Consider the following 14672-nt stretch of genomic DNA (forward strand, 5'->3'; position numbering starts at 1 on the left):
AAGAAAGAGAAGGTCGATCACCGAACCGCGTGTCGCACTGGGGCGGTGCCGGTCGTCAAATCACCGTCCCATGCGGCACGATCCCCCCACGAGGAATGATTACCAGGCTGTCTCGAATAAAGAAGCAATCTCCGTCCATGTTTGCGGGCTTCCCTTTCGGGGAGACCCGCACATTGTCGCCCACTCGGGTGTTCTTATCGACGATCGTTCCTTCCAGGAAGCTGTTCCGTCCGATGCCGATTCTGGGCATCCCGCGCCCCTCCGCCCCGAGGGCCTGCGAGTCGGTTTCATAGTAGTCGTTTCCGAGAAGCAGCGTGTCTTTGATCGTAGCGCCGGGCAGCACGATGCTCCGGATGCCGATGAGCGAATGCTCGATTTTCGCATCGGCGATGACGCTTCCTTCGGCAATAAGCGAGCCGGAGATGTCCGCTCGCGAAATCTTCGTGCTCGGTAGGTAGCGCGCCCGAGTGTAGATCGGAGAGCGACTGTCGTAAAAATCGAACTTGGGTTGCGGCTCGCACAGATCGAGGTTTGCTTCGTAAAAAGCCCGAATGGTTCCAATGTCTTCCCAATATCCCGAATGGATATAGGCGAAGACTCGGTGACTGGAGATCAGGCGCGGGATCACGTCTTTTCCGAAATCCGGCTCACCGCCCATCAACGCGTTGGCCAAGACCTTTCGATTGAAGAGATAAATCCCGGTAGAGGCCCAGTATTGCGGCTCTTCGGCGGGGAGATGGAGGAGGGAAACGAAAGGATCGCCGATTGCGAGTTTGGTAAGAAGCGAGGGCTCTTTCGGTTTCTCGACAAAGGAAGCGATCCGGCGCTCCTCGGTCACTCGGACGATGCCGAAGCCGCTGACGCGACTTTGCATGACCGGGGTTACGGCCACTGTCAGGTCTGCACAGGTCGCGACATGCTGCTCGATCAACGCACGGAAATCCATCCGGTAGAGCTGATCCCCCGCGAGGATCAAGACGAGTTCATGTGGGTGGCTCGTGAAGTGGCTCAGGTTCTGTCGCACGGCGTCGGCGGTGCCTTGGTACCAGTACGCGCCCTTCATGGTCTGCTGCGCAGCCAAAAGTTCCACGAAGCCCTGGGAGTAATCGTCAAAGCGGTAGCTCTGTTGGATGTGCCGATGCAGGGAGGAGCTTTGGAACTGGGTCAGAATGAAGATCCTCTTGAGATCCGAATGAATGGCCAGGCTGATGGGGATGTCGACGAGCCGATACTTGCCGGCGAGGGGCACCGCCGGCTTGGCCCTCTCTTTGGTCAGGGGGAAGAGGCGAGTGCCTGCGCCTCCGCCCAGAATCACAGTGATCACGTCGAGAGGGGAGAAGTTAGCGCCGTACCTTCGAGTCATGGGAATTGACGGGGGTTCGTTACCAGGAATAATGAGGAAGACCAATATGTGTGGAATCGTCGGTTATCTCGGACAAAAGGAAGCGCAGCCGCTTTTGCTCAATGGTCTCCGCCGGCTCGAATATCGGGGATACGATTCGAGCGGGATCGCCATCCTCGAAGATGGACATCTGGGGGTCGTCAAGCGCAAGGGCAGGATTTCCGAGCTCGAGCTCGCGCTTCAGAAGCAGAGCCTTCCGGGGAAGCTCGGCGTAAGCCACACTCGCTGGGCCACGCATGGGATTCCCAGCGACGCCAATGCCCATCCGCATCTCGATCAGTCGCATCGGCTCGCCATCGTGCATAACGGAGTGATCGAAAATTACCAGCTTTTGAAACAAAGGCTATCCGATTCTGGCCATCGCTTCGAATCGGAGACCGATACCGAAGTTCTCGCCCACCTCATCGGCGAGGCTTACGACCGCTTGTCTCCCGACGATCCTCACCGACTCGAAAAGGCGGTCCGGACGGCTTTGACGGAGGTGATCGGCACCTACGGGCTGGCCGTAATTCATGCGGATTCGCCGAACCTGCTGGTTGGGGCGAGGCGGGGAAGCCCTCTCATCCTGGGCATCGGCGACAGCGAGTTTTTCCTGAGCAGCGACGTCACCGCGGTCTCCGGCCAAGCCCAGCGGGTCGTTTACTTGAGCGACGGAGACATCGTGGCGATTCGCCCGAACGGATTCGACATCTCCTCGCTTACGCGACCTAGGGCGGGCTTCGAGATCAGCGAAGTGGAAAAGTCCGAAGTGGAAACGGATCTCTCCGGCTATCCCCACTATATGCTCAAGGAGATCTTCGACCAGCCCGAGGCGATTCGGAACGCCATGCGAGGGCGTCTGGACCTGGAAGAGGCGACCGCCAAGTTGGGCGGACTCAACATGAATCCGCAGCAGCTCTTGCGAATCCAGCGAATCGTGATCGTCGGATGCGGCACGGCCCGCCACGCGGGAATCGTAGGGGAATACCTCATCGAATCCCTAGCCCATCTTCCCGTAGAGGTCGATTACGCCAGCGAGTTTCGGTATCGAAACGCACCGCTCGACGGAGAGACCGTTGTCTTCGCGGTCAGCCAATCCGGAGAAACCGCCGACACCTTGGCGGCCGTCCGGGAGTCGAAGCGCAAGGGGATGCGCGTCTTGGGTATCTGCAACCAGGTGGGGAGCACGATCGCTCGGGAGACGGAAGGGGGAGTCTATATGCACGCAGGGCCGGAGATCGGAGTGGCGGCAACCAAGTCCTTCACCTCCCAAGTGCTGGTTTTTTTGTTGCTGGCCGTTCTCCTCGGCCGTTTGCGCTATCTTTCCGCCCGCCAGGGGAAGAAGTTGCTCGAGGCGATCGAAAAGCTTCCGGAGCAGGTAGCAAGCGTCCTTGCACGTCATGAGGAGGTTCGCGCGATCGCCGAGAAATATGCCCATGCCGACGGGATGCTCTTCTTGGGCCGACAGTTTCAGTATGGCATCGCTCTCGAAGGGGCGCTCAAAATGAAAGAGATTACCTACATCCGGGCCGAGGGCCATCCGGCGGCCGAACTCAAGCATGGGGTGATCGCCCTGATCGATGAGCGGATGCCGAGCGTCTTCCTATGTCCGCAAGACGGCGTTTACGACAAGAATCTGAGCAACATCGCGGAGGTCAAGGCCCGCCGCGGACCCGTGATCGCCATCGCCAGCGAGGGGGACGACCGGATCGGGGAGCTGGCGGACGACGTCTTCTTCGTGCCGCAATGCTCGGAGCTCCTCGCCCCTATCCTCACAGTCCTCCCTCTCCAGCTTTTGGCGTATTACACGGCGGTCGGCCTCGGCCGGGATGTCGACAAGCCCCGAAACCTCGCCAAGAGCGTCACGGTGGAGTGATCGGGAGCTTCTCCCTTCGACCCGCGACGCACTAACCGAACATCTCGGCTGGGAGAGGTCTTTCACCGAAGAGCCCTCCGCAGATCGTCGAGAAACTGCTTGAGCGAACGATCGGCTCTTACCGCTCGCTCCAGGCAGATCGCCTTCACAATGTCCTTTGCATATTCGATGCCGCCGAGAGGCGGTTCAACGTCGTTATCCCGGATCGCTTGGATCAGGGTTTCCTTGTAGGGGTCCCGCCGACACTTCCGGTCAGGCGGCTGGCAGCCTTTTTCCGAAAACCGTCCGAAAAGCCGCGCTATCCAGCAGCAGCCATCTTTCCACATGAGGATCGGGTATCGCGAGCACGACGGTCTTCACGGGACGGAACTCCAAGCAAGAAAGGAAGCGGCTTATCGATGACAGAGGATAAGCGAGAGACTTTTCCATTCTGGGCCCACTTGTCGCAGCGCGTGGAAGCGGGATTTCCTGCGGGTCGGATCTCGAGCGAGAGCGCAGTGCTTCCGTTGGGGGAAGCGGATCGGAGGATCGCTTTGTGAAGACGATTGGAGGCGTGTTTTCGGGATCGCCGGCATTCGGGACGGATCTCGCATTCGCTTCGGGCAATGTTGGCGCAGTGGATCTTTAGGATCGCTCAAGATCGGCGCCTGGATCCTCATGGCCCGCTTCGGCGTCTGCTACGTCTTCCTCTCGATGGACAGCGCCTATCCATGGAAGAGACTTTTCCTCCATGCCTTCCGCGCGCTACACTGCTAAGCGTTTCTCCCATCCGTTACTCCGCTCCTTCGGCAAAGCCGACTCCTTGGGCGGAACTTTGCTCCAGAAGCGGCTTTTTGCCGTCCGTCGAGTACGCGTTAAGCCAAACCGAAGAGAAATCTTGCTCGATCCTTCGTCGCAAAAACCGCTTCGCGGGAGAAAACCTTCGCAAGAGACCTCCCGACGCTTTTTCCGCGCCGACCCTCACGCTCGTGAGAAATAGCGGCTCATGGGGCTGGACCATCCCCTCACGACGCGCGGGAGAGAGGCCGATGGGTCGGACGGCTCTCCGGGGCGATCGCCCGACTTTCGCCCTCCGCGATCCGTTCGGTGCGCTGGCCCGCGGAGGCACCTGCCGGAAGCGTGGCTGACCAAGCGGGGAGGAGCACAGTCACCGTCGTTCCTTTGCCGGGCTCGCTTGCAATCTGCACGCGCCCATGATGGAGATCGACGATCCGTTGCACGATGGAAAGGCCGAGCCCGGTACCTCCGGCCTCTCGGCTCCGCGTCTTGTCGACTCGATAAAAGCGCTCGAAGACGTGAGGCAGATCCCGTGGGGAGATCCCCACTCCCTGATCGATCACCTGGATCGAAACGAGGTTTCCTTCCGGGCGCGCTCGGATCCGGATGGGTGAGCCGGGTTCAGAATATTGAATCGCGTTTTCCACGAGATTGTAAAATACCTGCTCGAGTCGAAAGGGATCCGCATCGATTTTGGGCAGGTTCTGTGGAAGATCGATCTCGATGCCGATCCGCTTTTCCTGGAGCGGTTGACGGAGATCGGACTCGATTCTGCGCAGGAAGTGGGGCAGAGAGACAGGGGAACGCTCCAAGCTCATGCGATCCGGTTCCAGCGCGGAAAGGGTAAGCAGGTCGTTGACGAGCTTGCTCAAGCGCAGCGAATGGCGCCGGAGGATCTTTAAGACCCGCTGTACCTCTTCCGGGGCTAGCGCCGACGAACCGTTCAAAAGGGTTTCGACGTAGCCGCGAAAGATCGACAAGGGGGTGCGAAGTTCGTGAGAGACGTTGGCAAGAAACTCCTTCTGCCGTTCCTCGTTCCGCTTGTGTTCGGTGATATCATGAAGGACGAGCAGAACTTGGTCCGCTACGCCCGGTTTGCTCTGCATGGGTACGGCATTGACGATCAGGAAGAGATCCGCATGAGAGTTCGGGAAGCCACGAAGGGAGATCTCTCCCGAACGGGCCTCCTGGCGCGCGAATGCCTCGCTGATCAAGCGGTCGATCTCGGCGATACGGAGGCTCTCCAGGACGGTGCGCCCCGACGGTTCCGAGCCCAGCCCGAATTGTCTCACCAGCGCTTCGTTGGCGAGTTCGACACGATGGTCGCGATCGATGATCGCTACCCCTTCCATCATGTTGCGGAGGACTCCATGAAAGTTCTTTCCCTGCTGCTCGACTTGCTCCGAGAGTTTTTCTCCGGCTGTGAGGATCGTTTCCAATCGGCTCGCTACGCGGAACAAGCTGCGCGGGCCGAAGATCACGAAGGAGCGGGGCCGGCGGCCATGAACGATCTCTTCGGCGATGCGCTCCAACTTCGCGGCCGAACGAGCCCAAGCAAACAGTTGCAGGAGAGCTGCTGCCAGAGCCAGCCCGAGGAGGAAGATCAGCGCGTGCGAGAGTGTCATTCGTCGGGTTCGGCCCGAGGCGGGCTCCCCCAAGCGGGATGCCTCGGTTCTGCCCTGGTTGGGCGGAAGCGGTATCCGATGCCACGAACCGTTTCGATGTAGCGGGCAGCCCTTCCCAGCTTTTCTCGCAATCGGCGGACGTGCGTGTCCACCGTTCGTGTGTCCATTGCCTTTTCATACCCCCAGACTTCCCGCAGGAGCTCCTCGCGACGATGGACGCGTCCGCGTCCTCGGAGAAGCATGTTGAGCAAACGGAACTCCGTCGCAGTCAGATCGACTCGACGATTCCGGACGAAGGCTTCATGCCTCCTGGGATGGACAACGAGGTTCTCGTGGCGGATCGGCTCGACCGAGGCGGTGCGCTCCACGCGGCGGCGCAAAAGCGAACGGGTCCGGAGGACCAGCTCGCGCGGGCTGAAGGGTTTCGTCAAATAGTCGTCGGCGCCCAGCTCGAGACCTTGTACCCGGTCGGCCGGTTCCGCTTTCGCAGTGAGGATCAGGATGGGCAGATCCGCCGTTGTCGGATTTCGACGCAAGGTCTTGCAGACCTCAAGACCATCCAGTTCCGGAAGCATGAGGTCAAGAACGACGAGGTCCGGGAGGTCGCTCATCGCTTTTTCCAGACCGTCGGTGCCGTTCAAGGCTCGGACGGCGCGAAATCCCGCAGCCGCGAGATTCAGACAAATGAGCTCCAAGACATCGGGCTCGTCTTCTACCACGAGGACGACATGTTCCCGAGCAGAGGCCGTCATTCCGAAACCGAGGCTACCTGAATGGAAAGGAGAGCGCAATCTTCCGCGCCGGACAGGGAATAGCCTTCCTCGGAAGCCGCTCCAGCTGTTGAGGCGGTGCGTTCGGCTTGTCTTCGGGGAACGCCTGCCGTACTATGCTTGTGAATAAGTTGATACGATGTCTGTTGAAGGGCTACCCCGCCGATTGCCGGCGAATTCGGTTCCGTATGATGCTTCGAAGATCGAAAAATTGGAGGGCCTGGAGGCGGTACGCAAGCGTCCAGGCATGTACATCGGGCACACCGATGAACGTGGGCTCCACCACTGCGTGTTCGAGGTTTTGGATAACTCGATTGACGAGCATCTTGCTGGTTTTTGCACCCGGATCGAGGTAACGATCCATGTAGACGGATCGCTTTCCGTTCGCGACAACGGACGAGGCATCCCGGTCGAGCCACATCCCAAGTTCAAAATTCCCGCAGTAGAGCTCGTTCTTACCAACCTTCATGCGGGAGGCAAGTTCGGTCAAGGGGTCTACAAGTATTCGGGCGGGCTCCATGGCGTCGGAGCCAAGTGTGTCAACGCGTTATCGGAATGGTTCGAGGTGGAGGTCTCCCGCGACGGAAACGTCTATCATATGGAGTTCCGCCGAGGGAAAACTGTTAAACCTTTGGAGGTCATAGGGAAAAGCCGAACAACCGGCACCTTTATTACTTTCAAGCCCGACCCGGAGATCTTCACCACCTCCCAAGAGTTTAAAACCGACATCCTCGCTCCGCGGCTTCGCGAGCTCGCTTTCCTAAATCCAGGGTTAGAGATCGTTCTTTCCGACGAGCGGGTTCTGGAAGCCGACAAGCCCAAGGTACAGCGCTTCTTCTACCGGCAGGGCATCGAAGAGTTTCTCCAGCAGATCACGGGTAGCATGGAGCTGCTGCATCCGAAACCGATCGTGATCGCTCGGGAAAAGGATGATGTTTTGCTCGATTGCGTCCTGCAATATACCGAGGGATACGCCGACCAGATTCTCTGCTATACCAACGGCATCCCCAACCCGGACGGCGGCACGCATCTTTCCGGCTTTCGGACCGCGCTGACCCGTTCGGTCAATCAGTACGCGAAGGCGAATAATTTATTGAAGGACAAGGATCCTTCGATTTCTGGAGACGACGTTCGGGAAGGTCTCTTTTGCGTCCTCTCTCTGAAACATCCCAATCCGAGCTTTGAATCTCAGACGAAGGTGAAGCTCGTTTCGCCCGATGTCGAAGGAATCGTTTCCTCTCTGGTTTATGACGGGTTGATGGCCTTTTTCGAAAGGAATCCCACCGTTGCCCGACGGATCGTCGAAAAGGCGTTAACGGCGGCGCGTGCCAGGGAAGCGGCCCGGAAGGCTCGGGAAGCGGTCCGTAAAACCGCGCTTTCCGGCAAGGGCTTGCCAGGGAAACTTGCCGACTGCTCGACGCGCAGCCCGGACGAAGCCGAGCTTTTCATCGTGGAAGGGGATTCGGCCGGCGGCTCCGCTAAGCAGGGGCGAGACCGTCAGTTCCAGGCGATTCTCCCCATCCGAGGCAAGCTGATCAACGTAGAAAAGGCGAGGCTCGATCGGGTGCTCCAGAATGAAGAGATCCAAACGATTATCACGGCGGTCGGCACCGGGATCGGCGACGGGGATGGAGAAGGGGCGTTTCAGCTCGAGCGGCTCCGATATCACAAGGTCATCTTGATGACCGACGCCGATGTGGACGGCTCCCATATTCGCACTCTGCTTCTCACTTTTTTCTATCGGCAGATGCCGGAGCTCATTCGAGGCGGATTCGTCTATATCGCTCAGCCCCCCTTGTATTTGGCGACGCGCAAGAAGAAGGAGTGGTACGTCCGGGACGACGCGGAGCTCAATCAGACCTTAATCGATCTTGGAGCGCAAGAAGCCAAGGTGGAAGACCTTCGCGGAGGTCGTCTCTTTTCCGGCACGGAACTCGTGGGAATTCTCGGCCTTCTGGAGAAGCTCGATAAATTTGCGCGCTCCCTTCAGAACCATGGAGCCGATTTCGGGCTATTCCTGGAAAGCCGGGATCCGCAGACGGGGGCACTGCCCCTCCACCTCGTCCGTGTCCGGGAGGGGAATCGGGAAGAGGTTCATTTCTTCTGTTCCGACGGGGATCTCGCCCGGTTCGCCGAAGCGAATTCGGATCTATCCATTTTCGAAAACGGAAGCGCGGGCAGCGGCAACGGGGGCGGCTCTTCCGTAGAAGGGGAATCGGGGGGCTCGGGAGGGGAGGCGGAAGCAGCGGAAGCGGAATCGGTCGCTTCCGAGCCTACGGAATCGACGGAGGAGCCGAAAGCACGGTTTCGCAGGGCGGTTCATATCGAGCTTTACGAAAGCAAGAGCATCCAAGAAACACTCGATCAATTAGCGGCGCGAGGAATGCCGATCTCCCGGGTCAGCTCCACCGAGCCTCTCTATGCCTTTATCGAAGGAGAGGAAGAGTCGCGGAAGCTTCTCTATTCTCCGAGCGAAATTCTGAAGGCCGTCAAAGAGGTGGGAAGGCGTGGGATCGAAATCAAGCGGTTCAAGGGGCTTGGAGAGATGAACCCGAAGCAGCTCTACGAGACGACGATGGATCCCGAGCGGAGAAAACTCTTGCGCGTCGAGATCGCGGATGCGGCAACGGCGCAAGAGATCTTTGCGACGTTGATGGGCGACGTTGTCGAGCCCCGGAGGCGCTTTATCGAGGAGAACGCGCTTCACGTCCGCAATCTCGACGTATAGCGAACGCAGGGAGGGAATAGAGAATCGTATGCCGGATGGGACAACCGATGGGGAAGAACGTCCCCTTCTTTCGGGCGCGGAGCATGTCGAATCGAGAGACGTCTCCGAGGAAATGCGCAATTGTTTCCTTGACTATGCGATGTCCGTCATCATCTCCCGGGCGCTCCCCGATGTGCGGGACGGGTTGAAGCCTTCCCAGAGGCGCATCCTCTACTCGATGCATGAACTCGGCTTGGCGCCGAATCGAAAGCATCTCAAGTGCGCCAAGATCGTCGGTGAGACCATGGGAAACTACCATCCCCACGGAGATCAGGCGATCTATCCGACTCTGGTGCATATGGCTCAGCCATGGGCGATGCGCGATCCGCTGATCGACGGGCAGGGGAACTTCGGTTCGGTGGAAGGCGATCCCCCGGCAGCGATGCGATATACGGAAGCCCGGCTGACCCATCTCGGCTCGCTGCTCATGGCGGACATGGACAAGGAGACCGTCGATTTCGTCCCCAACTATGACGAGACTAGGACCGAGCCGGTGGTCTTTCCCGCAGCGTTTCCGAACCTTCTCGTCAACGGGAGCACGGGGATCGCGGTAGGTATGGCTACCAATATCCCGCCGCATAATCTCGGAGAGCTCGTAGAAGGGGTCTGCGCTCTCATCGACAATCCAGCGTTGACTCCGGAAGAGCTGCTCAAGTTTGTCCGAGGACCGGACTTCCCGACGGGCGGAATCGTGGTCGGCCACGATGGGATCCGAAATTATTTCTTGACCGGGAAAGGGAGTATACGGCTCCGAGCGCACCTTCACGTCGAAGAGAATAGAAACGGGCGATCGACCCTCATAGTCGACGAAATTCCTTTCAACGTAAATCGAGCTACCCTGGTGGAGCGGATCGGCGATCTCATCACGGAAAAGTTGATCGATGCGACGGACGTTCGAGATGAATCCGACGAAAATACCCGAGTCGTCATTGAGCTACGGCGTGATGCCGTACCCAAGGTCGTCGAAAACAACCTCTATCGGCTCACTCCCCTCGAAACGATCTTCGCCGTGAATTCCCTGGCGATCGACGGAGGGCGACCTCGCACTCTGAATCTGAAGGAAATGCTGCTCTGTTACCTGGAGCATCGGAGAGAGGTAGTTCTGCGGCGAAGCCGCTACGAGCTTCGGAAAGCCGAAGAGCGTGCGGAGATCCTGGAGGGATATCTGGTCGCCTTGGCGAACTTGGACGAGTTCCTCCGCGTGATCCGGGGAGCGTCCAATCGGGAAGCCGCTCGGATCGAGCTGGGTGGATATGAGTTCACACGGGAGCAGGTGGAAGCATTCGGGATCGTCGTTCGCCACGCGGAGCGGCTCGAGAACGGCAGGTACGTACTCTCCGATGCACAGCTCGATGCGATCCTCGACCTCCGTCTCTACCAGCTCACCGGTCTGGAACGGGAAAAGATTCTCGACGAGTATCGAAAGCTCATGGACCGGGCGAGGGAGCTCGAAGGGATTCTCGGGAGCGAAACGCAGGTTCTGGCCCTGATCCGTGCGGAGTTGTTGGAGGTGGCCGCCAAACGAGCCACTCCGCGGCGTACCGAGATCGTACCGGCGGAAGGGGAGATCGCCTTCGAAGACCTGGTCGCTCGGGAATCGGTAGTGATCACCCTCACGCACAAGGGCTACATCAAGAGAACCGGCTTGGCCAACTACCGGGTGCAGCGGCGCGGAGGTCGGGGAGTGATCGGAATGGTCGCCCAAGGAGGCGAGAGGACCGAGGAAAACGATTTCGTAGAGCATCTCTTTACGGCTTCCACGCATGATCACTTGATTTTCTTCACCACCGCGGGGCGGGCTTATGTGGAACGCGTCTATGAAATTCCGGAGATGGCTCGGGCGGCGAAAGGGAGAAGCATCGCCAATGTGCTCGAACTTGCTCCCGACGAGGAGATCGCCGCGCTCCTGCGCGTAGGGGCTTCCTCAGCTGAGGGCGCAGCTTGGGATCGGCCGGGGTTCCTTTTCTTTTGCACGGCCCTGGGGCAGGTAAAAAAGACTCCCCTTTCCGAATTCGCTCACATGCGGAAGAAGGGGATTCGGGCTATCAGCATCTCCGAAGGAGATCGGCTCATCGATGTGAAGTTCACCACGGGGGATCGAGAAGTCGTTTTGATCACGAAGCGGGGTTTGAGCATCCGTTTCTCCGAGGAGGAGGTTCGTTCCATGGGAAGGATCGCCGCCGGGGTGCGGGGCATTCGTCTGGAGAGAGAGGACCGGGTGGTGGCAGCGGCTGTGGTGGATCCCGCGGCAACCCTCTTGGTGGCCGGCTCTAACGGGCTTGGGAAGCGGACCGACTTCGACGAATACCGTCGGCAGGGACGCGGAGGCAAGGGAGTCATTACCATGAAGATGACCAAGAGGACGGGCGAGGTCGTCGCCGCTCTCGCGGTGGTCGACGAGGACGAGCTGATGCTCCTCACGCAGAAAGGGCTGACGGTGCGGATGCCCGTGAGGGGGATCCGGCGGGTCGGTCGCAATACCCAAGGAGTCCGCCTTCTCCAGTTGGATCAGGGAGATCGGCTTATCAGCGTCGCCCGCGTAATCCCGGAGCAGGAAGAGGAAGGGGAAGAAGGGCTGCTGGCCTAATCTCCGCGGCACTCTTCCCAGAAGTTGGATCCTGCGGCACCCTTTCTCAACCGCTCGTTGATCGCTCGACCGAGACCCTGCTCCGGTAGGAGCAGGGCGAAAATACGGTCTACTCCGCTTTCCTGGAGTTCGCGAAGAAGGCCGAAAAGTTTGGTAGCCGCTTCTTCCAATCGATACGACGGGGAAAGGCTGCGGCAGATCGCAAAGTCGGTGGGACAAGGACCCCATGCCAGCAGTCCGGCCTTCTTTCGCTCGGAGGCGGGGATCTCCTCCAATCCTCGAACGAGGACGAGGGGCGTCCGAAGAAGGTAGCGGCGCGGTGGGCGGTCCGAGGCGGACCGAGAACGGTTCGGATCGATTGCCGGGTCGATGGGTCCGATTTCTGCTTCGAGAAGCTCCTGAGGGATTCCTCCTTGGCGAAGCAAGACCGGTCGCGGAGAGGCAAAGGAGATCACCGTGGATTCGAGTCCGACGCGACAGGGACCTCCGTCGATCAGAAGCGCGATCTCTTCCCCGAACTCGCGCCGGACGGCAGCAGCCGTGGTCGGGCTGATATGGCCCGAGCGGTTGGCACTGGGTGCAGCCAGAGGGCTTGCGAAACGCTCCAAAAGGGCGAGGGTGAGGGGATGATCGGGGACGCGTACTCCCACGAACGGCTGGCCCGCCGTCAGCAGATCGGGAATCTTTCCCGGTCCCCTGCGCACGATCATGGTAAGCGGCCCAGGCCAAAATCGAGCCGCGAGTCGAAGGGCGCTTTCGGGAACATCGTTCCCCAGGTCGAAGGCCATCTGAGCCGAGGCGCAAAGAACGCTGATCGGGTGAAAGGAGCCTCGCTTCTTCTGCTCGATGAGTTTCGCGACGGCTGCGGGATTGGTAGCATCCGCCGCGAGTCCGTAGACTGTCTCCGTGGGAACCCCGATGACTTCTCCCGCCCGCAGCAACGCGATGGCTCTATCCAGCATCGAGTCGATTTCCGTCGGGAAGACCGTTTTTGGCGTGAACCTTGCCTTCACAGGAACTTCGCTATTTCCCCGACTCTGCTCCCTCGGAAAAACGAGCCGGTGCCATTTCGCGGAACCGATCTATTGCCGGTCAACCAATTCCCTTGCGACTCGTCGTACGCAATGAGTAAGTTTACCTCGTGAGCCGGTCCTTCGAAAGTTTTTCGGCTTCGAGCCTTTACTGTTCGTCGTGTCGGAAAGCGATGGCCGTCCGGGAGCGGCTTTTGCTCGTTCTGCCCGGCAAGGAGATCTACGACTATCTTTGCACCGGCTGCGGAGCATCGCTCGGGCAGAGAGAGGTGCCCGCTTCGCCCGGCGCTGCTTCCCCCTTGGCGATGCCTCTTCCCCATCGGCACCGGCACCGGCGGAAGCCGTGAAGGCCAGTAGCCTTCGTCTTCGGTTGTTTTCTGGAAGATGAGAGTCGTATTTGTCGGGGCGGGTGAGTTCGGGGTTCCCACCCTGTGCGCTCTAGCCGCCCATCGGGACTACCGGATCCAAGGAGTGATCACGCAAGTAGATCGGCCCGCAGGCAGACATCGGATTCCAACGCCTTGCCCGGCCAAAGCCGCCGCCCTCGATCTCCGCCTCCCCATCTTCCAGCCGGAAAAGATCCATTCGCCGACCGCAATCGAGCAGATTCGTTTTCTGCAACCGGATGTCTTGCTCGTCGTCGCCTATGGGCAAATCCTTCCGCGGGAGGTGTTGGAGCTTCCGAACCTGGCGGCGCTCAACCTGCACGCCTCCCTGCTTCCCCGCCACAGGGGTGCCGCACCGATCCAGGCGGCGATCCGCAGCCGCGATCGGGAGACCGGGGTTTCCGTGATCTGGATGGACGAAGGACTCGACACGGGAGATATTTTGTTGACGAAGAAGCTCTTGATCCGTTCCTCGGATACGGCGGGAACGCTGCAAGGACGCTTGGCGAAATTAGGCGCGCGTGCCGTCGTGGAAGCTCTCGATCGCCTTGCGTCCGGGACTGCGGAGAGGGTGGCGCAAGATCCGTCGCTCGCCACCTATGCGAGAAAATTGCGCAAAGAGGACGGAGAAATCGACTGGACTCGAGACAAGTGGGAGATCCATGCGCACATTCGGGCTATGAACCCCTGGCCAGTCGCTTACACTTGGGTTCGCGACGACGGACAGGTGCGAATGCTCAAGATCTTCGGATCTATCGTATCGATTCGCGCGTCGGGAAGGCCCGGAGAGATCATGCGGATCGATTCCCACGGGATCCTCGTCGCAACGGGAGGAAGCGGGGGTCTCCTTCTGCGCGATGTACAACTCGAAGGGAAACGTCGGATGACCGCAGCGGACTTTGCCCGTGGAGTTCGTCTCTCCGTGGGTGCGTCGCTCGGAGAGCGGATTCCCGTCGGCCATGATCGTGCTGCTGGCGGAACTCTTTCTTGACGGGCGCCTGTCGATCCGCCCTGAGCGCTCCTATTCTCTTGCGGAAAGCCTTTCCCGAAACCGAGGAGCCGATCAGCCGGAGGAACTCTGGACTCCCTGGGGAGTGACGGAAAGATCGGGTGGATTGCGTGTCCGGCAGATTCCGCCGGATCGACTTGCGGATTTCTTAGCCTCGAATGCGATCGGTATCTGCCTCTTGGGCGATGGAAGCTGGAATCGAATGGCGCTCGAAAGCGGACGAATCGAAGAAATCTGGATCCGCTGGCTGCCGCAATTCGGTGGGGGGGACGAGGAACCTTTCGTTTCCGAATTTCAGCCGGCGGCGGGAGCACGGCTGCCCTTGCGTTTGGTCCAGTGGCGAAGGGAAGAGGAGGGCGGGATCATTGGATACTACGCCGTCCTCCCGAAGGAAGCAACGAAGGGAAACGAAAACGGATCGCGAAACCCCTATTCGTTCCGTCGGGTTTAGTAGCTATAGACG

11 protein-coding genes are annotated in these 14672 nt (G+C 59.5%); 6 read left to right on the forward strand and 5 right to left on the reverse strand.

What is annotated here, in order from left to right; all coding sequences use genetic code 11:
• Window positions 1-55: 55 nt before the first annotated feature.
• Complete coding sequence (locus FN369_RS01520) at window positions 56-1363, reverse strand: glucose-1-phosphate adenylyltransferase (protein WP_142524447.1); 1308 nt, start codon at window positions 1361-1363, stop codon at window positions 56-58.
• A 46-nt stretch (window positions 1364-1409) separates the two neighbouring features.
• Between FN369_RS01520 and glmS the strand changes: the two genes are divergently transcribed.
• Window positions 1410-3257: a glutamine--fructose-6-phosphate transaminase (isomerizing) gene (glmS, locus tag FN369_RS01525; protein ID WP_142524458.1), complete on the forward strand. Its 1848-nt coding sequence runs from the start codon at window positions 1410-1412 to the stop codon at window positions 3255-3257.
• Window positions 3258-3319: 62 nt separating this feature from the next.
• On the opposite strand, the gene FN369_RS01530 is transcribed toward glmS, so the two are convergent.
• From FN369_RS01530 to FN369_RS01540, 3 genes are all read right to left on the reverse strand, one after another.
• Complete coding sequence (locus FN369_RS01530) at window positions 3320-3583, reverse strand: hypothetical protein (protein ID WP_142524448.1); 264 nt, start codon at window positions 3581-3583, stop codon at window positions 3320-3322.
• 678 nt (window positions 3584-4261) lie between these two features.
• Window positions 4262-5659 (reverse strand): sensor histidine kinase, encoded by a 1398-nt coding sequence (locus tag FN369_RS01535; RefSeq protein ID WP_142524449.1) that lies wholly within the window; start codon window positions 5657-5659, stop codon window positions 4262-4264.
• Window positions 5656-6411 (reverse strand): response regulator transcription factor, encoded by a 756-nt coding sequence (locus FN369_RS01540; RefSeq protein WP_142524450.1) that lies wholly within the window; start codon window positions 6409-6411, stop codon window positions 5656-5658. The genes FN369_RS01535 and FN369_RS01540 overlap by 4 nt, the downstream gene beginning before the upstream one ends.
• A 157-nt stretch (window positions 6412-6568) precedes the next feature.
• Between FN369_RS01540 and gyrB the strand changes: the two genes are divergently transcribed.
• A complete protein-coding gene (gene gyrB / locus FN369_RS01545) occupies window positions 6569-9157 on the forward strand; it encodes a DNA topoisomerase (ATP-hydrolyzing) subunit B (protein ID WP_142524451.1) in 2589 nt (862 codons plus the stop codon).
• A 28-nt stretch (window positions 9158-9185) separates the two neighbouring features.
• Entirely contained in the window at window positions 9186-11783 is a 2598-nt protein-coding gene (gyrA, locus tag FN369_RS01550; protein WP_142524452.1) for a DNA gyrase subunit A, read from the forward strand.
• Here gyrA and FN369_RS01555 read toward each other — a convergent pair.
• The gene (locus tag FN369_RS01555) at window positions 11780-12796 is read right to left on the reverse strand and encodes an L-threonylcarbamoyladenylate synthase (RefSeq protein WP_246189476.1); all 1017 of its coding nucleotides are present in this window, start codon (window positions 12794-12796) and stop codon (window positions 11780-11782) included. The two genes, gyrA and FN369_RS01555, sit on opposite strands and share 4 nt — an antisense overlap.
• 128 nt (window positions 12797-12924) lie before the next feature.
• On the opposite strand from FN369_RS01555, the gene FN369_RS01560 reads away from it, so the two are divergent.
• From FN369_RS01560 to FN369_RS01570, 3 genes are read left to right on the forward strand one after another with little or no spacing between them, the layout of a single operon-like run.
• On the forward strand, window positions 12925-13161 hold the full coding sequence (locus FN369_RS01560) for a cytoplasmic protein (protein WP_142524453.1): 237 nt from the start codon (window positions 12925-12927) through the stop codon (window positions 13159-13161).
• A 37-nt stretch (window positions 13162-13198) separates the two neighbouring features.
• On the forward strand, window positions 13199-14191 hold the full coding sequence (fmt, locus tag FN369_RS01565) for a methionyl-tRNA formyltransferase (RefSeq protein WP_142524454.1): 993 nt from the start codon (window positions 13199-13201) through the stop codon (window positions 14189-14191).
• Window positions 14160-14660 (forward strand): hypothetical protein, encoded by a 501-nt coding sequence (locus FN369_RS01570; protein WP_142524455.1) that lies wholly within the window; start codon window positions 14160-14162, stop codon window positions 14658-14660. The genes fmt and FN369_RS01570 overlap by 32 nt, the downstream gene beginning before the upstream one ends.
• Window positions 14661-14672 lie beyond the last annotated feature (12 nt).

Source organism: Methylacidimicrobium cyclopophantes, from assembly GCF_902143385.2.
GTDB lineage: Bacteria > Verrucomicrobiota > Verrucomicrobiia > Methylacidiphilales > Methylacidiphilaceae > Methylacidimicrobium > Methylacidimicrobium cyclopophantes.

Bases quoted from the DNA above. Each gene is read 5' to 3' on its own strand.
- fmt (WP_142524454.1), top strand. From the start codon at position 13,199: ATGAGAGTCGTATTTGTCGGGGCGGGTGAGTTCGGGGTTCCCACCCTG.
- gyrB (WP_142524451.1), top strand. From the start codon at position 6,569: ATGTCTGTTGAAGGGCTACCCCGCCGATTGCCGGCGAATTCGGTTCCG.
- FN369_RS01520 (WP_142524447.1), bottom strand. From the start codon at position 1,363: ATGACTCGAAGGTACGGCGCTAACTTCTCCCCTCTCGACGTGATCACT.
- FN369_RS01530 (WP_142524448.1), bottom strand. From the start codon at position 3,583: ATGTGGAAAGATGGCTGCTGCTGGATAGCGCGGCTTTTCGGACGGTTT.
- gyrA (WP_142524452.1), top strand. From the start codon at position 9,186: ATGCCGGATGGGACAACCGATGGGGAAGAACGTCCCCTTCTTTCGGGC.
- glmS (WP_142524458.1), top strand. From the start codon at position 1,410: ATGTGTGGAATCGTCGGTTATCTCGGACAAAAGGAAGCGCAGCCGCTT.
- FN369_RS01535 (WP_142524449.1), bottom strand. From the start codon at position 5,659: ATGACACTCTCGCACGCGCTGATCTTCCTCCTCGGGCTGGCTCTGGCA.
- FN369_RS01570 (WP_142524455.1), top strand. From the start codon at position 14,160: ATGATCGTGCTGCTGGCGGAACTCTTTCTTGACGGGCGCCTGTCGATC.
- FN369_RS01540 (WP_142524450.1), bottom strand. From the start codon at position 6,411: ATGACGGCCTCTGCTCGGGAACATGTCGTCCTCGTGGTAGAAGACGAG.